This window comes from Pseudomonas sp. GW821-FHT12A04 (genome assembly GCF_058807755.1).
Genome location: NZ_JBXAQZ010000020.1, coordinates 1 through 21,734, shown reverse-complemented (window position 1 = coordinate 21,734; position 21,734 = coordinate 1). Strand labels below are relative to the sequence as shown.

Genomic DNA, 21,734 nt, shown 5'->3' with positions numbered 1-21,734 from the left:
CTTTTCATGAGCGTTTAATCCGCCCAAGGTCAGTTTGGCTTGCTGCGCTGGACCATTTTTTGGCTTGCCCGCAACGCCCACGCTGTTGACCTATGGATCAGCCGTAGCGCTGCCTATGGCTCAAATGGCGTGACAGGAGGGTAAGAGCATGTCGATCGATCAGGACATCCGGGCGCAACAGGAAGCGAACAGCGCCTATCTGAAAATGCGCTCCAAGTATCGGGCAAAGCTTGCCGACATGGAGTTGATTATTGCTTCGGACGCTTTTGCGGACCCCGCAACCAAGCTCCTCCATGGGCCAAGACTGAAGGACAATGGCGGGCTCAAGGTCAAAGTCCCGGAGTGGGAAAACAAGGCGCCATTCGTTGGTATGGAAGAAACAGTCGAACTGCAGATTGACCCTGGTTCAGGCACCTTTTCAACAGTAGCCTCTCATGTGTTCACGATGCCAACCGATGGTGGCACGTATCCCGAAACCTTCCCGTTTGACATGTTAATCCCGACCAATGCGCTGCCGGATTACGCGACGTGCCACCTGCGCTACAAACTGTTTGATTTTGCGGGGGACGAATTTGACTCGTTTATCACCACGGTCATTTGCGATCGACTGCCGCCTTATAAACACGATGCGCCAAAGGCGCCGGTATTTGCAGGGGACTACCTCGACGATGTGTTGCTGCCGGGCGGTGGCAAATTGTCCATGACCATCCCTGGCTACGGGGATTGGCAAGCCACTGATGTAATTGCCGTGTACCTGGTTGATGAAGACAACATCCCGGAAGACCCCACCACTACCCCCCCGATTTATGTCGGGCCGGCGCCCGCGCCGGGCGTCACCGATAGCAAAGTCGACATTGACGCAGACAAGATCCGCGCGTTTGGCGATGCCAAGGCGCTGGTTACCTATGCCTTGCGCGATAAAGCGTTCAACGATAGCCCGCCGGCGCTTTACAAAAAACTCAGCCTCACGTTCGGCCCGTTGCCCACCAACTTGTTCGCGCCGCGTGTGCCGCAAGCCAACCCCGGCCCCTTGAACATGCAGCATGTTGCTCACGGTGTGAGTGCATGGCTCTTCAGGTTTGACAACGCCAAAGGCGGGGATCGCATTCGTTTGCAGTGGGGGAGCTCAGGTCTTGGGCGACCACGATCTGGGAAGCGTTCCACCCTCAGATATTGAAATACAGGTGTTGCCCAACAACCTGATGCTTGAAGACTATGGACAGACGACGACCGGGGTGAAATCAACGCGGGTAAGCTACCACGTTGTTCGCCAGGGACGCTTGTTCGGTCCAGTGGGTGACGACTTTGACGTCAACTTTGAGGTGGCTGTGCCATGGCCCGACCCATGGCCGCCAGTAGACTGGCCCAACCCGATCCACCCGGGCCTGCTCGAAGGTGAAGTCAAGAACTTCGATGCGAGCCGGACCAATGAACTGACCCGGGCCGATAAGGACAAGGACGCCACCTACCACTTCGATTGGTACAGCGACGCGAAGAATGGCCACATCATCGACTTTTACTGGAACGGTGAGCGTGTGGTCGAGGCGCAGGTCAAATTTGACGATGCCGATCCCGAGCATGTGCCGGGCGGTCCTTACCAGGTCGACATTCCCTGGTCGTACATCAAGAAAGGCGGCAACGGTAATCCGGTGCCTGTCCACTACCGGGTGAGCGCGCCGGGCCTGGTGAACGATCTGTACTCGCCAACAACGAATGTCGTGGTCAATGCGATTGCAGTAGAACTGCCCCGTGCGAGTTTTCCCACCATTCCCGTTGCCGATGGCCTCCCGCGTTGTAGCGCTCTGGAACCCGATGGATCGCTCAAGGCCGATATACCGGACCTGACCGGTTTGCTTGTGTCGGGGGACAAGATCAGTGTCATCGTCACACCCATGAGAGGCAACCTGCGCTCCGCCGAGGATCCGATTATCGGCGCGGAGTTCGAGGCCGACTTTACGCTCGGTACCACCGGGTTCCCGGTGACGGGATTCACGTTTCTAGTGCAGCCGTACGATAAACATATCCTGCCGCTTTACGACGAAAACCCAACTCGTGTAGGTCGCCTGAAGATTCAGTATTTCTTCAATGACGGCACCGAAGACATTGAATCGGAGCCGTGGATCGTGCGCACAGCGTTCGGCACACCGACGGGATCCTGCCCGGGTCGGCACGGACTGCTTCGGTTCGTATCGACCCGGATCCGGCGGCAGGTTTGTTCGCACTCAAACCAAACGGCCCGTTGAGCGGTGCCAAGCGTTTTGAGGATAAATCCTACATACCGCAAGTACGCATTTTACTTAGGATCGCCGTCCCTAAACCGCCCGACCCGGTTCAACGGCATCCTGTCGGCGCGAATTTACAGTCCGTTGGTGTATTCAGGAGCGACCCTATGCGATTCATTCACTCATTTCCCGTCACACCGCTTGCGTACTGGTTCAAACTGGCCACGTTGACGCCATTATTCCTGATTGCCCCAAGCGCGCTGGCGGACTTGATTGATGGCCGGAGCAAAACCATCGACGGCTCTGTTGCGGCTGATGAGTATCGACTGATCAACGCGGCCAGCCTGACGGCGAATGGCGCCACCACCCGGGAAATTAGCGCGCAAACCGGTTCGAAGGTGACGCTCAACGGCACGGCGGTCAATGCAACGGGGGCCGCCAATGGCGTTCGGCTGTCCGGGAGCGAGGCGACTATTGCCAATAAAAGCAGAGTGGTCAGCGCCAGCACCGGGTTGAGTCTGATACGTGCTGGCAGGTCAGCCTCGAGTGCGACGGTCAGCGACAGTGAAATCGTCGGTGGTAACCGTGGCGCCACCGTCAGCGCCGAGAGCCAACTGACGCTGCAATCCGGTGCACGCGTCATCGGTACCAATGCCGCCAGCATCGGCATCGAAGCGTTTGGCAGCAGAATATCCGCCACTGACAGCACCGTCATGGGTGGGCTCAATGGGGTCAGGCTGTTCAGCAATGATTTGATTACCGACGATGCGCTGGTTTTAAACAACAGCCATGTCGAGGGAATCAATGGCTCGGCGATTGTTATACAAGGCGTGAACCAGACCAACAGTGAGCAGGTCAATATCGAGGTCAATAATGGTTCCACGCTCAAAGGTGGCAACGGCATATTGCTGGAAGTGCTCAATGGCGCGGCGGCCAACTTCGCGGTCAACAACAGTCACCTCGTCGGCGATATCGTCGTGGCCGACGGCAGCAGCGCCGAAGTGCTGCTGGACCGCGCCGCAACCTTGACCGGGCGCCTGGAAAACGTCGAGAACCTGACCGTCAACAACGATGCACGCTGGGTGATGGTCGGTGACGGCAGTGTCAAAAACCTTTCGCTCAACGGCGGTGGCGTCCAGTTCGGCAACCCGGGGCAGTATTTCAATCTCTCCGTGGAAACCCTGTCGGGTACGGGGGGAACGTTCTATATGCACAACGACTTCACCACCGGGCAGGTGGATACCCTGACCGTGTCTGGCAATGCCAGTGGCAACCATCTTGTCGCCCTCGACAGCCAGGGCACTGAACCGGTAGGGGCAGGCTCCAAGGCCGTGGTGAGTATCGGCTCGGGTGACGCCACCTTTGCCTTGGCCGGTGGTGCCGTGGACCTCGGGGCGTTTTCCTACGACCTGATCAAGCAAGGCGACAACGAGTGGGTCCTGGACACGGCCACACGGGCGATCAGCCCTGGTACACAATCGGTCATGGCGTTGTTCAACGCGGCCCCGACGGTCTGGTACGGTGAACTCAGCACGTTGCGCACCCGCATGGGCGAGGTGCGCATGGATCAGGGCAAGGCCGGTGGCTGGATCCGTGCCTATGGCAATAAATACAACGTGAGTGACAGCGCCGGCGTGGCCTACAAGCAAACCCAGCAAGGCATTTCGTTCGGTGCCGATGGGCCGCTGCCCATGGGCGACGGGCAATGGCTGGTCGGTGTGCTGGGCGGTTACAGCCAGTCCGACCTGGACATGAGCCGTGGCACGAGCGGTGAAGTCGACAGCTACTACCTGGGTGCCTATACGACCTGGCTGGACGCGCAGAGCGGCTATTACTTCGACGGTGTCGTCAAATACAACCGGTTCCAGAACGAATCCGACGTTCGACTCAGCGACGGCAAGAAAACCAAGGGCAATTACGACACTGACGGCATCGGTGCGTCGCTGGAGTTTGGGCGAAACATCAAGCTGGCGGATGACTACTTTGTCGAGCCCTACGCTCAACTGTCCGGTGTGATGATCGATGGCGCCGATTACGAGCTGGACAACGGCCTGGCCGCCAAAGGTGATCGTGTGCATTCCTTGCTGGGTAAAGTCGGTACCACGGTGGGTCGCAACTTTACCTGGGCGCAAGGTAAAACGGTCCAGCCGTACCTGCGTGCCGCGTACGTACACGAGTTTGCCAAGAACAGCGATGTCGAGGTCAATGACAACCGTTTCAGTACCGACCTGTCGGGCTCTCGTGGCGAGTTGGGCGCGGGCGTGGCCATGGCGGTGACTGACAAGGTTTCCATGCATTTGGACCTTGATTACAGCAATGGCGACAAGATCGAACAATCGTGGGGAGCCAATATGGGAGCGCGCTATAAATGGTGATCATGCGCCGGTAGTGTGGCGTGCAAAGAACTAATCCACCGGCCGGCTAATGTCTGAGTGACAGTAACCAGCCTGCGATGCGAGGTTGAGTTTTCATTGAACGGTCGAACCTCGGCGGCTAGTTTTTTTTCCTGTGTCTGGCACTTGGCGAAGCACAACACCAGCGAGCTATGAAGGCCTATACCTCCCGAAAGGATCAGACCGTGCGGTTTACTAGCAAACCACGCGCAATGAAAAGAAAAGGTACTGAATAGCGGCTCTTGTAAAACACGGCCGCTGGGGCGTCCCCATTCTGTTGGCTACTCAAGCAAGCGCTGCTGCTATGTTTGAATTTTTCGAAGGAGTCGAAATTATGGCGAAAGACTATTCATTATTGGAAGTTCTTGAAAGGATTTACCACAACCAGTTGGCCTTAGAGGCGGCTTTGATGGAGCTGACAGTCTGGGTGGAGCAGCGGGGCTCAGCTGAGATCGGAGGGAATGTTCGAGGAGCATTGGAGGCAATTGGTGATAACGCGGGTCATATAAAACAGGGATTGGCTCGACTGAAGAATCTCAACATCGACTGAAAAAAAACGCCCATTGAACGATCCTACCTTCCTTAGGCAAATGGCCTCAGGTTGATTGCCGCAGCGTAGATGCCAGGGTGTATTTGCACTTTGAGAGTCTGCCTGGCCGATGCAACAGGTGGGTAACTCATTCAGTGGGCGTTTCGTAGTTTGGTGTTTTCCGTGGACGACAGTCGGGTTGCCTTGCGTTCCCGAGGGTGCATTGCACGCTGTAAATGCTGGTGCAAGCCCTGCTCGATCTGGGTGATGAAGTGATCGGCACTTGCGGAGCGAAAGTGGTGCCGGTGGCGGAACGTCTGGAGAACAGCTTTCAGGTCGCCTCGGTGGACGTGGTGGCACTGATTACTCCCCCCCAGGCCAGTGCCATTTTGCTCAAAAGTCCGAACAATGCTTTCGGCGCCAATTTTCCGCTGAAGGTCTGGCTGGGATTGGCGTCGCTGTGAATTCGTCATGACCTGTGGCTAATCCGCGACGAGGTCTACAGCGAATTGCTATATGAGGTCCAGCAGCCCAGCGAGTTTGCCGGGAATGGCCGAGCGTATGGCGACGATCAATAACCTTTCGAAATCCCACACCATGAGCGGTTGGCGAGTGGGATGGGTGATCGGACCGAAACTTATATCCGAGCATCTGGTGAATTTGTCGTTTTCATTCTGTTCGGCATTCCGGATTTCATTCAGAACGCTGCGTACATGGGCCTGGATGAAAATCTGCCGGAAGTGGCGTTGATGCGCGAAGAGTATCGCCAGCGCCGTGATCTGGTGTGTGCGAACTTGAACCATTATCCGGGTATCCGGGCGATTCAGCCGGTTGGTGGTATGTTCGTGATGGCCGATGTGCTTCAGATCGAGTCGTCTGCCCAGCACTTCGCGGAGCGGCTGCTGGTAGGTTATTGCTTGTCGGTACTGGCCGGTGAGGCGTTCGGGGGCGAGCGCGATGGCGCATATTCGTTCGGGTTGGTGGTGGATTAGCGGGAACTCTCGGAATAGTTGATGGCGCGGTGGGCCTGACGGATTTGCATTGCCTTTTCTGGCCTCATCGCGAGCAGTCTCGTTCCCACATTTGATCTGCGGCGCTCACAGATATCCTGTGGGATCGAACTTGCTCGCGATGGTTACTTACAGGCAACAAATCTCTCAGGCTTTCCACACCTGTATGTTCACCAGATTCTCCGGCCGCTCACCCGCCAGCGCCGCCAGCAGGTTGTCCACCGCACAGCGGGCCATGGCTTCCCGTGTTTCATGAGTCGCCGAGCCCATGTGCGGCGTCGCCACCACGTTGTTCAATTGCAATAACGGCGAATCAAGGTTCAACGGTTCGCGCTCAAACACATCCAGCCCCGCCGCGCGAATCTGCCCACTGCGCAACGCCTCGACCAACGCCGCTTCATGCACGACTTTTCCTCGAGAAATGTTGATGAAGATGCTTTCCGGGCGCATCAGTGCAAATTCCTCGGCACCGATTAACCCTTCGGTTTCGGCCGTCAGCGGCAAGGTCAGGCAAATGAAATCCGCTTGCTGCAACAGTTCGGGCAGGCTGCGGTATTGCGCGTTGAACCGTTTTTCGACCGCCGGTTTCGGCGAGTTACTGTGATAGATCACCGGCATGCCGAAGCCGAAATGCGCGCGCTGGGCCAGGGCCTCGCCGATGCGGCCCATGCCAATGATGCCCAGGGTCTTGCCGTGTACGTCACTGCCGAAATGTGCGGGGCCGATGTTGCGGGTCCACTGGCCGTCGCGAACCATGTTCGCCAATTCCACCACGCGCCGCGCAGTGGCCAGGATCAGTGCGAAACCGGTGTCGGCGGTGGTTTCGGTGAGCACGTCCGGCGTGTTGCTGAGCAGGATGCGCCGCTCGGTAAGGTAATCGATGTCGTAGTTGTCGACGCCCACCGAAACGCTGGCGATGGCTTCAAGGTTGGGCGCCAGATCCAGCAGTTCGGCATCGAGTTTCAGGCTGGCACCGAGCAGACCGTGGGCATGGGGCAGGGCGTCGCGCAGTTTGCCGAGACCTTCGGCATCGAGGTTGTCGATCAGCGTCACATCGGTGTGCTCATGCAGGCGAGCCATGAGCAGCGGCGAGAGTTTCTTGTACAGGACGACCTGCTTTTTCATCTTCGTGATCTCAACTTCAATTCAGGAATGAGCTGTGAGGGGGCGCGCTACCGTGGGCCGCTCCCGGTCGCTGGCGCCGGGTTTGAGGAACACCGTGAGCACCACCGAAAGCATCAGCGCACCGCTCATCAACAGATAGGATGCGCCGGGCGAACCGGTGGAGCTGTTCAGGTAACCGACCAGATAAGAGCCGCCAAACGAACCGAGCGCGCCCATGCTGTTGATCAGCGCCATGGCACCGCCCGCGACGTTGGCCGGTAGGATTTCCGGGATGATCGCGAAGAACGGACCGTACGGCGCATACATGCAGGCACCGGCAATCACCAGCAGGGTGTACGACCACCAGAAGTGTTCGGCGCCCAGCGCGTAGGAACCGTAGAAAGCAATCGAGGCAATCAGCAGCGGCGGCCAGACGAAGCGTTTGCGCTTTTGCAGTTTGTCCGAACCCCAGGACACCAGCAGCATGCCGATCACCGCCGCCAGATAAGGCAGCGCCGATAGCCAGCCGGCCTCGACCATGTCCATCTGCGCGCCGGCCTTGAGGATCGACGGCAGCCACAACACGAAACCGTAGACACCGATGCTCCAGCAGAAAAACTGCAGCGCGAGGATGATCACTTTGGGTGAGCGAAACGCTTCGGCGTAGTTTTTCACCGCTTTGATGCCGACCTGTTCGGCCGCCAGTGCGCTTTCCAGATCCTGTTTTTCCTGATCGTTGAGCCACTTGGCCTGGGACGGACGATCATCGGCCAGACGCCACCAGATGAAGGCCCAGAGCACTGCCGGCAAACCTTCGACAATGAACATCCAGCGCCAGCTGTAATGCTGCACCAGATACCCCGAGACCACCGACATCCACAGCATGGTCACCGGGTTGCCGAGGATCAGGAAGGTGTTGGCCCGTGAGCGTTCGGCACGGGTGAACCAGTGGCACAGGTAGATCAGCATCGCCGGCATCACCGCGGCTTCGACCACGCCGAGCATGAAGCGGATGACGATCAGCCAGTAGGCGTTGGAGACGATCCCGGTCAACGTCGCCAGGCTGCCCCAGAGGATCAGGCTGACGAAAATCAGTTTCTTCACGCTGTGTTTCTGCGCGTAGATCGCCCCCGGCACCTGGAAGAAAAAGTAACCGAGGAAGAACAGCGCGCCGAGCATCGACGACAGGCCTGGTGTGATCATCAGGTCGGCGGCCATCCCGGAGGCGGCGGCAAAACCGTAGTTGGCGCGATCGAGGTACGCCAGGCTATAGGTGATGAACACGATGGGCATGATGTACCACCAGCGGCGGGTGGCGAGCGTTGCGGTTTTCATGGGTGATGCTCCTGAGCTTGTTGTTTTTGTCGCAGCAGGTAACGGTTTGTTCTTCAGTGCCTGTACTGGCCTCATCGCGAGCAAGCTCGCTCCTACAGGGGAATTACATTGGAATACGATCCAGTGTGGGAGCGAGCTTGCTCGCGATGGCGGCCTCAAATTCGCTGACCATTTCGGATCGGGTCGGCAACCCCTCCATATCCCCCCGACTCTGCACCGCACGGCTGCCAATCCAGTTGGCCCGCCGCACGGCGTCGGCAAAGCTGTGGTTTTCCAGAAGTGCGCTGATCATGCCGACGGCAAATCCATCGCCGGCACCCACGGTGTCGACCACCGTTTGCACCGGCACACCAGCGACGAAACCTTGATCAAGATGCGTGCGGTAATAAGCACCGTGGGGGCCGAGCTTGATTGCCACGGCTTCGGCGCCCTGGTCGAGATAGAACGCGGCGATGTCGGCCGGGTCTTCGAAGCCGGTGAGCAGGCGACCTTCGCTCAGCCCTGGCAACACCCAATGAGCGAGGGCGGCGAGGCGGTTGATCTCGGTGATCATCAGTCGCTCGTTGGCCCACAGGCTCGGGCGCAAGTTGGGGTCGAACGACACGCTGCGCCCGGCATCGCGCAGGCGGGTCATCAATTCGAAGGACATCTGCCGCGCCGTTTCCGACAACGCCGCAGGAATGCCGGTGGCGTGCAGATGCCGGGCCTTGAGCAAGTCGGGCACGATCGAATGCGACGACAAGTGACTGGCCGCCGAGCCACGGCGAAAGTACTCGACGACAGGATCGCTGCCATCGTCGGTGCGCGACTTGAGTTGGAAACCGGTGGGGTGCGCGGGGTCGATGTCGACGTGGCGGCAATCCAGGCCTTCCTTTTTCAGGCTGTCGATCACGAATCGGCCCAGGGAATCGGCGCCGACGCGGCTCAGCCATGCCACGTTGAAACCCAGGCGCGACAGGCCGATGGCGACGTTGCTGTCGGCGCCGGCAATGCGTTTGTGGAACGCGTTGACGCTGGCCAGGTCGCCGGTCTGCTCGGCAACGAACATCGCCATGGTTTCGCCGAACGAGAGGATATCGATCTCAGACATGAGCGTTCTCCAGCGACGATTGGCCGAGGTGGGCGAGGGCGGCGACATGCTCGGTTGTCAGCTGCACCAGGTCTTCGCCTTGCAGCGGATATTCCGCGGCTCGCATAACGCCTTGGTCCATGTGCCGCAGCAGGTGTTCCCACTGTTGCAAGTCGCTGGCGGCGGGTGGGATGGCAACCAGTTTGCCGTCGGCACGGCGCGTCACCGCTTTACAGTGCACATAACCGACGTGCCGACCGAGCAACCGCGCGGCGCTGGCAGCAGACTGGTCCTGCCACTGCCAGTTGCCGATATCGAAGGTCATTTTGATCGGCAGGTTGTGTTGCTCGACTTCATTGAAGAAACGCTGGAACGGTTCGATGCGGCCACCGTGCAGGGTCTGGTCGTTCTCCACCAGCAATTGCACCGCACTTTCGCCGAGCATGCGGGAGAGGCGTTGCAGGTCGCTGTTGTCGGTGAAGTAACCCAGCGATACTTTCAGCCATTTGGCGCCGAACATTTGGGCGCGTTGCAGTGCTGTCAGCAATTCGGGATTGGGTCTGGATTGACCGGCCAGCCACAGCTCCATCGGTGATGAGTACACGCTTTCCAGACCCTCGGCCTGAGTCGCGTCGGCCAGGTGCTCGGGGTTCTCAAAGGTCAGCAGCTCTTCGCGCCATTCGATGCGCGTGGCCCCGGCGGCGGCCAGTACTGCGATGAAACTGCCTTGGCCGCGCTGGCGCACCAGATCGGCGCCGTAGCTGGAGAGGCTGATGGAAACGGCTGGTTTATTCATTGTTTTTCTACCTCTGAAACCGGTTTCATTTTTGTTCAAAAAAATATCAGTGAGTGATGTGTTGTTTTTTCGGGCCTCATCGCGGGCAAGCCCGCTCCCACAGTGTTTTGTGTCGTACATCAATGTTGTGATTCCTGTGGGAGCGAGCTTGCTCGCGATGGGGCCAGTCCAGTCATCTGAAAGCGCCAAGGGTCGACCCCCGCACAACCAGCTGCGGCGAAAAATCCAGCGTCCGCAACGCCCCGTCATCCCCCCGCAACCGCTTGAGCAAACACTCGAACGCACTCGCGCCAATCTCGGTGGTCGGCTGGGCCAAAGCGGTGATGCCACTGCCCACCAACGGGTACCAATCCAGATCGTCGAGGGCTATCAGCCCCACGTCTTCAAACAGATTGCACTTGAGCTCACGCAAGGCATGGGTGCTGGCCAGCGCCGCGATCCCGTTCGCGCAAAACAGCGCTTTCGGACCTGGGCCTGGCGTGGCGAGGAAATTTTTCAGGTGCGCAGTCAGTTCGCTGCCGGTCTCAATCATCGTGCCGCGCAGGACCGGGCGCTGTGCGATCTGCGTCTTGAAACTGCTGACCCGCTCGATCCGCGAACTGGTGCCGTCAAACGGCTCTGTCACCAACAGCACGTCGCGATAGCCGCGTTCTTCAAGGTGGGCAAGGGCCATCTCGACAGCCGCCGGGTTATCCAGGCCGACCATGTCGCTCTCAAGGTGTTCGACCTTGCGGTCCACCAGCACCAGAGGCATTTCCCGATGCAGTTCATGCAACTCGTCACGGTGATGGCCGAGGGTGTTCACGATCAGGCCTTCGATGTTGTACGAGCGCAGCAGGGCCAGGTGCTGGCGTTCCTGCTCGTCGTCGCGATCGGTGTTGCACACCACCAGGCTATAGCCGTGTTGACGGCAGGCGGTTTCCACCCCGTGCATCACGGCAATCGAATATGGGTTGCGGATATCGGCCACCAGCATGCCGATCAGGCGGGTGCGCCCCCGTTTCAGGCCTCGGGCCATCTGGTTCGGGCGATAACCCAGCTCGGCAATGGACTGTTCGATGCGCTGGGCAATGGCATCGGAGAGCAGGGCGCGGTCTTCGCCGATGAACCGCGAAACGCTGGCCTTGGAGACCTTGGCGTGTTCGGCCACGTCGAGCATGGTCACGCGGCTGCGCTGGGCGGCGGAGAAATCGTTCACGGTCTGAAACCTTCTTATTGGATTTATAGGGTCGAGTGGTTCGTGAGATCCACCTGAAACCGGTTTCAGAAGACACCAAAAGCCAATTCGCCGTCAAGCCCCGAATGATGGATTGTCGAACAACGACCGAGAAGTGGCCGTCAGGCCAACACGCTCAACCATGCCGAACCCAGCAGCAACAGCGCCACACCGCCCCATTTAACGTCCGCTCCGAGGGCGATGACTAGAACGTTTGTGCAGCGTTCAGTTGAACAGCCCGGCGGCAATATTAATCGAAAACCCGAGAATGGCCGTGTTGAACAGAAAACCGATCAACGACTGCGCCAGCACGATCTTGCGCAATTCCCGTGTCGCCACGCCGACATCCGAGGTCTGCACCGCCACGCCGACGGTGAACGAGAAGTACAAAAAGTCCCAATAGTTGGGCGTTGTCAGGCCTTCAGCAAAACGCAACGCCGGCTCCTTGCCTTCCCAGGTGTAAAACAGGCGCGCGTAGTGCACGCTGAAAATCACCCCGATCAGCAGCCACGAACCGATCACCGTCAAAGCGGTGAAGCCGTAGTGCAGCAGTTTTCGGGTGGTTTCCAGGTCTTTGCCGCCGGCCAGTTCGAGGGTGATGGCTGCCAGGCTGGCAATTGCCGCAACGCACACCACGAACAGCACCAGCCCGGCGTTCTCGTCCTCGATTTCGGCAATGCGTTTCACATCAGTCGCTTTCGAACGCACGACGAGCCAGGACATCAGGATCAGGTAAGTCCAGACCCCGGCATTCCAGCCGATGAGGATTTTGCCGATGACCGAATCGGCCGGAACCAAGATACCCGCCGCGATACCGAGCGTCGTGGCGGCGGACAGGCGAGGGTGGGTGTGGCTGAGGTAGGGCATGAGCGCTCGATGGGTCGGAGTATTGCAAACACCTTAGCCCAGGTAAGCACAATCTTGAAATCACCGGGATCCCCTGTGGGAGCGAGCTTGCTCGCGATGAGGCTGTCACATTCAACATCCATGTTGACTGTTACACCGCTATCGCGAGCAAGCTCGCTCCCACAGGTAATCGGTGGTGTTGGTTAGATGTTTTTATGGCGCTTGCGCACCAGCTTCATCACCACCACAAAAAACACCGGCACGAACACCACGGCCAGCGTCGCGGTGATCATCCCGCCGATCACCCCGGTGCCGATGGCCTGCTGGCTCGCCGAACTGGCGCCGGTGGCGATGGCCAGCGGCACCACGCCGAGGATGAACGCCAGGGAGGTCATGACAATCGGCCGCAACCGCAGGCGTGCTGCTTGCAGGGTCGCGTCGATCAGGTCGTGGCCGTCGTCGTACAGGCTCTTGGCGAACTCGATGATCAGGATCGCGTTCTTCGCCGACAGGCCGATGATGGTGATCAGCCCGACCTTGAAGAACACGTCGTTGGGCATCCCGCGCAAGGTCACGGCCAGCACCGCGCCGAGTACGCCCAGCGGCACCACCAGCAGCACCGAGGTGGGGATCGACCAGCTCTCGTACAACGCCGCCAGGCACAGGAACACGATCAACAGCGACAGCCCCAGCAGGATCGGCGCCTGGCTGCCGGACAACCGTTCCTGCAACGACAACCCGGTCCATTCCTGGCCCAGGCCCGCCGGGCCTTGCGCCACCAGCCGCTCGATCTCGGCCATGGCCTCGCCGGTGCTGTGCCCCGGGGTCGGTTCACCGGAAATACTGATCGCCGGGTAGCCGTTGTAGCGGGTCAACTGCGCCGGGCCCTGAGTCCACCTGGCCTGTACGAAGGCTGACAAAGGCACCATTTTTTCGTGGGTGTTGCGCACGTGAATCTTCAGCAGGTCTTCCACCTGACTGCGCTGGTCGCCCTCGGCCTGCACCACGACGCGCTGCATCCGCCCCTGATTGGGGAAGTCGTTGATGTAGGCTGAGCCCACGGCCGTGGACAGCACATTGCCGACGTCGGCAAATGACACCCCCAGTGCGTTGGCCTGCTTGCGGTCGACGACCAGTTGCACCTGCGGTGCCTCGGCCAGGGCACTTTCGCGCACGTTCATCAGGATCGGGCTTTTTTCGGCTGCCGCGAGTAACTCGGTGCGCGCTTGCATCAACTTCTCATGGCCGAGACCCCCGCGATCCTGCAGGCGGAACTCGAATCCGCTGGACGTACCCAGGCCATCCACCGGCGGCGGCAGTACGGCAAACGTCACCGCGTCCTTGATCTGGCTGAGGGCGACGTTGGCCCGGTCGGCAATCGAAGCCGCCGAGTCGTCGCTGCCTCGCTCGGACCAGTCTTTGAGCGTGCTGAACGCCAGCGCCGCATTCTGCCCGCTGCCAGAGAAGCTGAATCCGAGAATCACCACGCTGTCCCGAATGCCCGGTTCCCCGGCGTTGTGCGCTTCAACTTGCTCGGCCACCTGCACCGTGCGGTTCTTGCTCGCACCCGGTGGCAACTGGATGTCGGTGATGGTGTAACCCTGGTCTTCCACCGGCAGGAACGAGGAGGGCAAGCGACTGAAGGCCAAGCCCAGGCCGATCAGCAGCACGCCGTAGATCAGCAGGTAGCGCCCGGTACGTTTCAACGCATAGGCGACCCAGCCCTGATAGCGCTCCGTCAGTTGTTCGAAGCGACGGTTGAACCAGCCGAAGAACCCGGTCTTTTCGTGGTGCTCGCCTTTGGCAATCGGCTTGAGCAGTGTCGCGCACAGGGCCGGGGTCAAGGTCAGGGCGAGGAAGGCCGAGAACAGGATCGAGGTGGCCATCGACAGCGAGAACTGCTGGTAAATCACCCCGACCGAACCCTGCATGAACGCCATCGGAATGAACACAGCGACCAGCACCAGAGTGATGCCGATGATGGCCCCGGTGATCTGCTGCATGGCCTTGCGCGTGGCTTCCTTGGGCGACAAGCCCTCGGTGGCCATGATGCGCTCGACGTTTTCCACCACCACGATGGCGTCGTCCACCAGAATGCCGATGGCCAGCACCATGCCGAACATGGTCAGCACGTTGATCGAAAACCCCAGCGCCAGCATTGTCGCAAAGGTGCCCATCAGCGCCACCGGCACCACCAGCGTCGGAATCAGCGTGTAGCGGATGTTCTGCAGGAACAGGAACATTACCGCGAACACCAGCAGCATCGCCTCGAAGAGGGTGTAGACCACTTTGGTGATCGAGACCTTGACGAAGGGTGAGGTGTCGTACGGTATCGAGTACTCGACGTTCGCCGGGAAATAGCGCTTGAGTTCGTCCATCTTCGCCCGCACCAGGGTTGCGGTGTTCAGGGCGTTGGCGCCGGGCGACAGTTGCACGGCGACGGCGGTGGACGGTTTGCCGTTCAGGCGCGTGGAAAACTGGTATTCCTGGCTACCGATCTCGACCCGCGCCACATCGCTGATGCGCACGGTCGAGCCGTCCGGGTTGGCCTTGAGGACGATGTCGGCAAACTCTTCGGGGGTCGACAACTGGCCCTTTACCAGAATGGTCGCGGTGATTTCCTGGGTGGTGCGGGTTGGCAGGTCACCGATGCTGCCGGCCGACACCTGGGCGTTTTGCGCGACGATGGCGGTGTTGACGTCCGCCGGTGTCAGGTTGAAGGCGAGCAGTTTCTGCGGGTCGATCCAGATCCGCATCGCCCGTTCGGCACCGTACAGTTGCGCCTTGCCGACGCCGTCCAGACGCTTGACCTCGTTCATCACGTTGCGCGCCAGGTAATCGCTGAGCGCCACGTCGTCGAGCTTGCCGTCGCTGGAGGTCAGGGTGATCAGCAGCAGGAAGCCGGAGGAGACTTTCTCCACCTGCAAACCTTGCTGGATGACCGCTTGTGGCAGGCGAGACTCCACGGCTTTCAGGCGGTTCTGCACATCCACCTGAGCCAGTTCCGGGTTAGTGCCCGGCTGGAAGGTGGCCTTGATGGTGGCGCTGCCCAGGCTGCTCTGGGATTCGAAATACAACAGGTGATCGGTGCCGTTGAGCTCTTCCTCGATCAGGCTGACCACGCTCTCGTCCACGGTTTGCGCCGAAGCGCCGGGGTACACGGCGTAGATTTCGATTTGTGGCGGTGCAACATCGGGGTATTGCGCCACCGGCAATTGCGGAATGGCCAGCGCACCGGCCAGCAGGATGAACAGGGCAACCACCCAGGCGAACACCGGGCGGTCGATAAAGAACTGCGGCATAAAAAGCGTCCTGCTTACTGACCAGTCGCCTGGGCAAGTGGAAGAGGGGTGTCGTCGATCTGCACTTTCTCGCCGGGGCGGGCGTGCTGCAGCCCTTCGATGACGATGCGGTCACCTGCCTTCAGGCCTCCGGTGACGATCCAGCGATCGTTCTGCACGGCACCCAGTTCGACCGGTCGCTGCCCGACCCGCTGTTCGGCGTCGAGCAGCAGCACCTGGGCGATGCCGGCGCTGTCGCGCTGGATGGCCCGTTGCGGCACGCTGATGCCCTGCTGGTTGATCGCTTGTTCCAGGCGTACGCGCACGAAACTGCCGGGCAGCAAGTCGAGGTCGGGGTTGGGGAACTCGCTGCGCAGGATGATCTGGCCGGTGCCCGGGTCGACCGTGATATCGCTGAACAGCATTTTGCCCGGCAGCGGGTAGAGGCTGCCGTCATCCTGAATCAACGTGGCCTTGGCCTGGTCCTGGCCGACCTGCTGCAACTGACCTGAGCGGAAGGCGCGGCGCAGTTCGTTGAGTTCGCGGGTGGACTGGGTCAGGTCGGCATGAATCGGGTTCAGTTGCTGAATCAGCGCCAGGGGCGTGGTTTCGTTTTGTCCGACCAGTGCGCCTTCGGTGACCAGTGCGCGACCGATACGCCCGGAAATCGGCGCGGTGACCGTGGCGTAACCGAGGTTCAACCGGGCGCGTTCCACCGCCGCCTTGTTGCCGGCGACGTCGGCAGCGGTCTGCCGGGCGTTGGCCCGGGCGTTGTCGTAGTCCTGGCCGCTGATGGCCTTGTCGTCGATCAACCGGGCGTAGCGCTGTTCCTGCAATCTGGCCTGGAACGCGTTGGCTTCAGCCTTGCGCAACGCGGCTTCGGCGCTGTCCAGGTCAGCCTTGAACGGCGCCGGGTCGATGCGGAACAACACTTCGCCCTGTTTCACGTCACTGCCTTCACGGAAGGTGCGCTGCAAGACAACGCCAGCCACCCGGGCACGCACTTCGGCCATGCGCGGTGCGGCAATCCGCCCGCTCAGTTCACTGCTGATGGTCAGTGGCCGCGCTTCGATGGTCTCGATGCGAACTGTGGCCAGCGGCGCCTGTTCCTCGGCATTCGAGGACTTGTCACACGCGCCCAGTGTCAACGCCAGTGCAATCAGGCTGAGCCTGGCAAGCAGATTCTTCGACATGTAATACCCCAATAAAGACCCCCAGCATCCTACTGGGCGAAGGCGAGGGTAGCGGTGAAGCTTTGTTGGTGCTGTGTGAAATTGTGTAAGGGTTTTACTCAGGTGTGCGTGAGGGCGTATATCCTGCAGTCCTTGATTTCTATTGCGCCAGATATAGATTGCCATCGCGAGCAAGCTCGCTCCCACCGGGATTTGATGTGAACACGAATGTTGTGAACACCACCGACCATTGTGGGAGCGAGCTTGCTCGCGATGGCGGCGTATCTGGCGCCAAAGCACTTTCTGGAAACACCCCATGCCCAACATCCTCCTGGTCGAAGACGACACCGCCCTCGCCGAACTGATTGCCAGTTACCTGGAACGCAACGGTTATTCCGTCAGCGTGATCGGTCGCGGTGACCACGTGCGCGAACGTGCGCGGCTCAATCCGCCGGACCTGGTGATCCTCGACCTGATGCTGCCTGGCCTCGACGGCTTGCAAGTCTGTCGCCTGCTGCGCGCCGATTCGGCGACCCTGCCGATCCTGATGCTCACCGCCCGCGACGACAGTCACGACCAGGTCCTGGGCCTGGAAATGGGGGCCGACGACTATGTCACCAAACCCTGCGAGCCGCGGGTGCTGCTGGCCCGGGTGCGGACCTTGTTGCGCCGCAGTAGCCTCAGCGAGCCGCAGACTGCCAACGACCGCATTCTGATGGGCAACCTGTGCATCGACTTGTCCGAACGCACCGTGACCTGGCGCGGGCAATTGGTGGAGCTGTCCAGCGGCGAGTACAACCTGCTGGTGGTGCTGGCCCGGCATGCCGGAGAGGTGTTGAGCCGCGACCAGATCCTGCAACGCTTGCGCGGCATCGAATTCAATGGCACCGACCGTTCGGTGGACGTGGCGATTTCCAAGCTGCGACGCAAGTTCGACGACCACGCCGGCGAGGCGCGCAAGATCAAGACCGTGTGGGGCAAGGGTTACCTGTTCAGCCGTTCCGAGTGGGAATGCTGAGCCGATGTTCAGAATCCTCTTTCGTTTGTACCTGGTGACCATCGTCTCGTTCAGCGCGGCGATCTATCTGGTGCCGGATCTGGTGGTCAAGGTGTTCCAGGAACGCTTTGTCACCTACAACCTCGATTACTCGCGAGGGCTGCAAACGCTGATCGTCAAACAGTTCCAGGGGGTCCCGGCCGAACAGTGGCCGACCCTGGCCGCTGAAATGGACAAGGACTTCTCGCCTCTGCACATCGTGCTCAGCAGCAATGACGACAGCAGCCTGACGCCCGATGAACAACTGCGCTTGCGCCACGGCGAGAACGTCGTGCGCGTGGGCGACTGGGGCTGGCGCACGCTGGCGGTCGCGCCGCTGAATGAGCGCACCGTGGTGCAAATGGTCGTGCCACCGGATCCGCTGGACGTCAATCTGTTGTACTGGAGCATCAACGTCCTGATCGGCGCGACCATGCTCGCGTGCCTGTTGTTGTGGCTGCGCCCGCATTGGCGTGACCTGGAGCGCCTCAAGGGCGCCGCCGAACGCTTTGGCAAGGGCCACTTGGGCGAGCGCACGCAAATTTCCCCGAGTTCCAACATCGGCAGCCTGGCCAGTGTGTTCGACACCATGGCCGGCGACATCGAGAACCTGCTCAACCAGCAGCGAGACCTGCTCAATGCGGTGTCCCACGAGTTGCGCACGCCGCTGACGCGCCTGGATTTCGGCCTGGCGCTGGCCCTGTCCGATGACTTGCCGGCGGCCAGCCGCGAGCGCCTGCAAAGCCTGGTGGCGCACATTCGGGAACTCGATGAATTGGTGCTGGAGCTGCTGTCCTACAGCCGCCTGCAAAACCCGGCGCGGCTGCCGGAGCAGGTCGAAGTGTCGATGGATGAATTCATCGACAGCATTCTCGGCAGCGTCGACGAAGAAATGGAGTCTCCGCAAATCGTCATCGACGTGTTGCTCCACGGCCAGCTCGAACGCTTCAGCCTGGACCCGCGCCTGACCGCGCGAGCCCTGCAAAACCTGCTGCGCAACGCCATGCGCTATTGCGAGAAGCGTATTCAGATCGGTGTGCAGGTCTATGCCAGCGGCTGTGAAATCTGGGTCGACGATGATGGCATCGGCATTCCGGATGACGAACGCGAGCGGATCTTCGAACCTTTCTACCGCCTCGACCGCAGCCGCGACCGCGCCACGGGTGGTTTCGGACTGGGACTGGCGATCAGCCGCCGAGCACTGGAAGCCCAGGGCGGCACGTTGACGGTGGAAGCCTCGCCGCTGGGGGGGGCTCGGTTTCGTTTGTGGTTGCCGGCTTCGGCCTGACGCGCTTCGCAGGCGCTGCCGCAGCGCCTGCGTTGTGCCTGGGATTCTCAGGTGCTCAGGCGACTACGCAGCAGTTTCGCCATCTCCTCCAGGTCCGCCATCGGCTGATGCCCGATCAGCATCCAGGCGTGTTCCATGTCGGCCCAATACACGATGTTCAGCTCGCGCCGCTGTTCCCGGGCGAAATGGCGGCTGCCGCTGTTGGAGCGGGTAACACACAGCGCCATGGGGCCGTGGGCCGGATCGAGGTAGGTGATCTGGGCGATGGGTGCACCGTCGTATTCGAGGATTTGCGCGCGCCTGAACTCGGCACGGGGCAGGCTCAGTTTTGCCGGCGCGAGGTTGAGGCCCAGACGCGCATCGATCGTGCGTAGTTGTGCCCGTTGGGCAGCTTCATCGCCGGGCAGGTGATCCAGGGTTTCCGGCACATAGAGCGCCATGTAATCGGCCACCAGGCCGCGCCAGCTATGTGACTGTTGGCTCGCTTGCCAGCCGAGGAACAAACGGTCCGCCAGCACGCCGCCGGCCAACAGCCCGGCTGCGGCGGCCAGGAACCAGCGTCGATTGAGCCCGGGGCGGGCGGGTGAGGGCATTGTGGCGAGCATGGTTTGCAGGCGATCGACCGGCGCCTGTCGGGCCAGTTCATCGTAGGCGTCCTTGAACGGCAGGCTGCTGCGATCCAGCCATTGCAGACGCAGGCCGAGCATCGGGTCGGCGCTGATGGCCGCGTCGATGTGCGAGCGCTGCTCGGCATCGAGTTGGTTGTCGAGGTAAGCCACCAGTTGTTCGTCCGAGGGTATCGCGTTCATCAATGTTCTCCTCGGTTAGGGGTGGGCACCGTGTGCAACGGTGGATATTCGGCCAGTTTCGCCCGAGCGGCGGCCAGGCGACTCATGACGGTGCCGATGGGCACTTGCAGCACCTCGGCGACTTCGCGGTAGGACAAGCCTTCGACATAGGCGAGAAACACCGTTTCGCGCTGGGCCTCGGGCAAGGCATCGACGCGGCGGATGACCTGTGCTGCCAACACGTGGGTTTGCGCCACGGATTCTCCATCGAACGACAAGGCCTGATCGGCGTCTACCTGGCCCTGCCCCTGGCGCACCCGCCGGGCGCGGACTTCGTTGAGCCAGATCGAATGCAGAATGCTCAGCAGCCAGTGGTCCATGCGCGTCCCCTGCACGTATTGCCCGGCCCGTTCCAGCGCCCGCAGGCAAGTGGCTTGCACCAGGTCATCGGCGACATGCCGTTGCCGGGACAGCAGCAGGCCGTAGCGCCATAAACGCGCCAGATGCTGGTTCAGTTCCGTTCGTATTGCCTGATCGCTGGCGATGGCGACCTCCGTCCGCTCGGGTTGTCAGGTTTTCGATGAGCCGTTGATGGCTTCGGCCAGGTCCTGGTACTCCTCGCACTGGGTACTGCCACAGATGGATTCGATCTGCCGCAGTTGCTCCTGTGCAAGATCCAGCCGGCCTTTGACCACATAGGCTTCGCCGAGGTATTCGCGGACCTGCGCATATTGCGGGTCTAGTTTCACCGATTGCAGGTAATAGCCGATGCCTTCGTCGGTACGTCCCAGTTTACGCGTGGCGTAGCCGCGATAGTTCAACGCTTTTGCGGTATTTGGCTGTTTCAGCGTGTCGAGCAGGGCCAGGGCTTCTTCATAACGCCCGTACTTGGCCAGTCGATAGGCATAGTTGGTACGGTCTTCGTCCGGCACCATGCTACTGGTCTGTCGGACGCAACGTTTCGATTTGCTATCGAACACCTGACCTTTCGGGCAGTTGGGTCTGATGGGCGCGTCGTCGTCCCCGCCACCGCCGTTGGCCAGGGCGAGGGAACCGGACAACGCAACGGCCAGCAACAGAGGGGGCGTCAGAACAGCAAAACGAATATTCATGGGCTTTGCTCCAGAGCTTCATGGGTTCAGATCAGGTCGCGTCCCGCCAGATGCAGTGCAAGGTTGATGTGACGAGAACACCGCAGCATGAACAATTATTCGTTACGCCCTGATGGTGTTTTCAAGCAAAACTCATATCGGGGCGGATGCATGGTTTTTGTGCCTTGTGCAGCGTTGTGTGCGCCGAAGAGCCCCTGTGGGAGCGAGCTTGCTTGCGATAGCGGAGTGTCATTCGACGTTGATGGCGACTGAGCCTCCGCTATCGCAAGCAAGCTCGCTCCCACAGAGGAATTGTGCCGGGCAAAATTGCTGCGTCCTCCGATGTAACCCTGTGGGAGCGAGCTTGCTCGCGATGCGGAGTGCCATTCGACGTTGATGGCGACTGAGCCTCCGCTATCGCAAGCAAGCTCGCTCCCACAGAGGATTTGTGCCGGGCAAAATTGCTGCGTCCTCCGATGTAACCCTGTGGGAGCGAGCTTGAACTGGTCAAGTAATCCCGGACACCGGTTACGGTGTTTATGCCGCTTTTTGCTCCAT

Annotated in this window: 17 protein-coding genes and 1 pseudogene; 7 read left to right on the top strand and 11 right to left on the bottom strand. The window is 60.4% G+C overall.

All coding sequences use genetic code 11. From position 1 onward, the window contains the following. Positions 1–148 precede the first annotated feature (148 nt). The 5 genes and pseudogenes from AC1RS8_RS26120 to AC1RS8_RS26100 form a co-directional block, all read left to right on the top strand. Positions 149–1,177 (top strand): hypothetical protein, encoded by a 1,029-nt coding sequence (locus AC1RS8_RS26120; protein ID WP_489338588.1) that lies wholly within the window; start codon positions 149–151, stop codon positions 1,175–1,177. Continuing rightward, on the top strand, positions 1,134–2,243 hold the full coding sequence (locus tag AC1RS8_RS26115; protein ID WP_489338587.1) for a hypothetical protein: 1,110 nt from the start codon (positions 1,134–1,136) through the stop codon (positions 2,241–2,243). The genes AC1RS8_RS26120 and AC1RS8_RS26115 overlap by 44 nt, the downstream gene beginning before the upstream one ends. Before the next feature lie 146 nt (positions 2,244–2,389). After that, positions 2,390–4,597, top strand: a complete 2,208-nt coding sequence (locus AC1RS8_RS26110) for an autotransporter outer membrane beta-barrel domain-containing protein (RefSeq protein ID WP_489338586.1) — start codon at positions 2,390–2,392, stop codon at positions 4,595–4,597. Positions 4,598–4,949: 352 nt separating this feature from the next. After that, the gene (locus AC1RS8_RS26105) at positions 4,950–5,165 is read left to right on the top strand and encodes a hypothetical protein (RefSeq protein WP_057714682.1); all 216 of its coding nucleotides are present in this window, start codon (positions 4,950–4,952) and stop codon (positions 5,163–5,165) included. Between the two features lie 218 nt (positions 5,166–5,383). Beyond that, a pseudogene (locus AC1RS8_RS26100) lies at positions 5,384–6,133 on the top strand (pyridoxal phosphate-dependent aminotransferase); the annotation flags it as partial. A 168-nt stretch (positions 6,134–6,301) separates the two neighbouring features. Here AC1RS8_RS26100 and AC1RS8_RS26095 read toward each other — a convergent pair. From AC1RS8_RS26095 to AC1RS8_RS26060, 8 genes are all read right to left on the bottom strand, one after another. Further along, positions 6,302–7,279 (bottom strand): 2-hydroxyacid dehydrogenase, encoded by a 978-nt coding sequence (locus AC1RS8_RS26095; protein ID WP_489338585.1) that lies wholly within the window; start codon positions 7,277–7,279, stop codon positions 6,302–6,304. Between the two features lie 21 nt (positions 7,280–7,300). Continuing rightward, positions 7,301–8,593 carry an MFS transporter gene (locus tag AC1RS8_RS26090; protein ID WP_057714686.1) on the bottom strand — a complete coding sequence of 431 codons (1,293 nt, stop codon included), beginning with the start codon at positions 8,591–8,593 and terminating at the stop codon, positions 7,301–7,303. A 103-nt stretch (positions 8,594–8,696) separates the two neighbouring features. Further along, positions 8,697–9,683 (bottom strand): sugar kinase, encoded by a 987-nt coding sequence (locus tag AC1RS8_RS26085; RefSeq protein ID WP_489338584.1) that lies wholly within the window; start codon positions 9,681–9,683, stop codon positions 8,697–8,699. Further along, positions 9,676–10,458, bottom strand: coding sequence for a sugar phosphate isomerase/epimerase family protein (locus tag AC1RS8_RS26080; RefSeq protein ID WP_489338583.1), 783 nt, complete (start codon positions 10,456–10,458; stop codon positions 9,676–9,678). Before AC1RS8_RS26080 ends, AC1RS8_RS26085 begins: the two co-directional genes overlap by 8 nt. A 172-nt stretch (positions 10,459–10,630) precedes the next feature. After that, the gene (locus AC1RS8_RS26075) at positions 10,631–11,656 is read right to left on the bottom strand and encodes a LacI family DNA-binding transcriptional regulator (protein WP_489338582.1); all 1,026 of its coding nucleotides are present in this window, start codon (positions 11,654–11,656) and stop codon (positions 10,631–10,633) included. Between the two features lie 243 nt (positions 11,657–11,899). Then, positions 11,900–12,541: a DUF1345 domain-containing protein gene (locus tag AC1RS8_RS26070; protein WP_057714690.1), complete on the bottom strand. Its 642-nt coding sequence runs from the start codon at positions 12,539–12,541 to the stop codon at positions 11,900–11,902. A gap of 182 nt (positions 12,542–12,723) precedes the next feature. Beyond that, positions 12,724–15,822: a multidrug efflux RND transporter permease subunit gene (locus AC1RS8_RS26065; RefSeq protein WP_218498137.1), complete on the bottom strand. Its 3,099-nt coding sequence runs from the start codon at positions 15,820–15,822 to the stop codon at positions 12,724–12,726. 14 nt (positions 15,823–15,836) lie between these two features. Then, complete coding sequence (locus AC1RS8_RS26060; protein WP_057714692.1) at positions 15,837–16,994, bottom strand: efflux RND transporter periplasmic adaptor subunit; 1,158 nt, start codon at positions 16,992–16,994, stop codon at positions 15,837–15,839. 295 nt (positions 16,995–17,289) lie between these two features. Between AC1RS8_RS26060 and AC1RS8_RS26055 the strand changes: the two genes are divergently transcribed. Further along, positions 17,290–17,991, top strand: a complete 702-nt coding sequence (locus tag AC1RS8_RS26055; protein ID WP_057714693.1) for a response regulator — start codon at positions 17,290–17,292, stop codon at positions 17,989–17,991. Between the two features lie 4 nt (positions 17,992–17,995). Then, on the top strand, positions 17,996–19,297 hold the full coding sequence (locus tag AC1RS8_RS26050; protein WP_489338581.1) for an ATP-binding protein: 1,302 nt from the start codon (positions 17,996–17,998) through the stop codon (positions 19,295–19,297). A 47-nt stretch (positions 19,298–19,344) separates the two neighbouring features. Here the strand turns inward: AC1RS8_RS26050 and AC1RS8_RS26045 are convergent, their stop codons facing one another. The 3 genes from AC1RS8_RS26045 to AC1RS8_RS26035 all read right to left on the bottom strand — a co-directional run bounded on the left by AC1RS8_RS26045 (position 19,345) and on the right by AC1RS8_RS26035 (position 21,197). Beyond that, positions 19,345–20,106, bottom strand: coding sequence for an anti-sigma factor (locus AC1RS8_RS26045; protein ID WP_489338580.1), 762 nt, complete (start codon positions 20,104–20,106; stop codon positions 19,345–19,347). Then, positions 20,106–20,588 (bottom strand): RNA polymerase sigma factor, encoded by a 483-nt coding sequence (locus tag AC1RS8_RS26040; RefSeq protein ID WP_371318492.1) that lies wholly within the window; start codon positions 20,586–20,588, stop codon positions 20,106–20,108. Before AC1RS8_RS26040 ends, AC1RS8_RS26045 begins: the two co-directional genes overlap by 1 nt. A gap of 66 nt (positions 20,589–20,654) precedes the next feature. Then, positions 20,655–21,197 carry a tetratricopeptide repeat protein gene (locus AC1RS8_RS26035; RefSeq protein WP_489338579.1) on the bottom strand — a complete coding sequence of 181 codons (543 nt, stop codon included), beginning with the start codon at positions 21,195–21,197 and terminating at the stop codon, positions 20,655–20,657. Positions 21,198–21,734 lie beyond the last annotated feature (537 nt).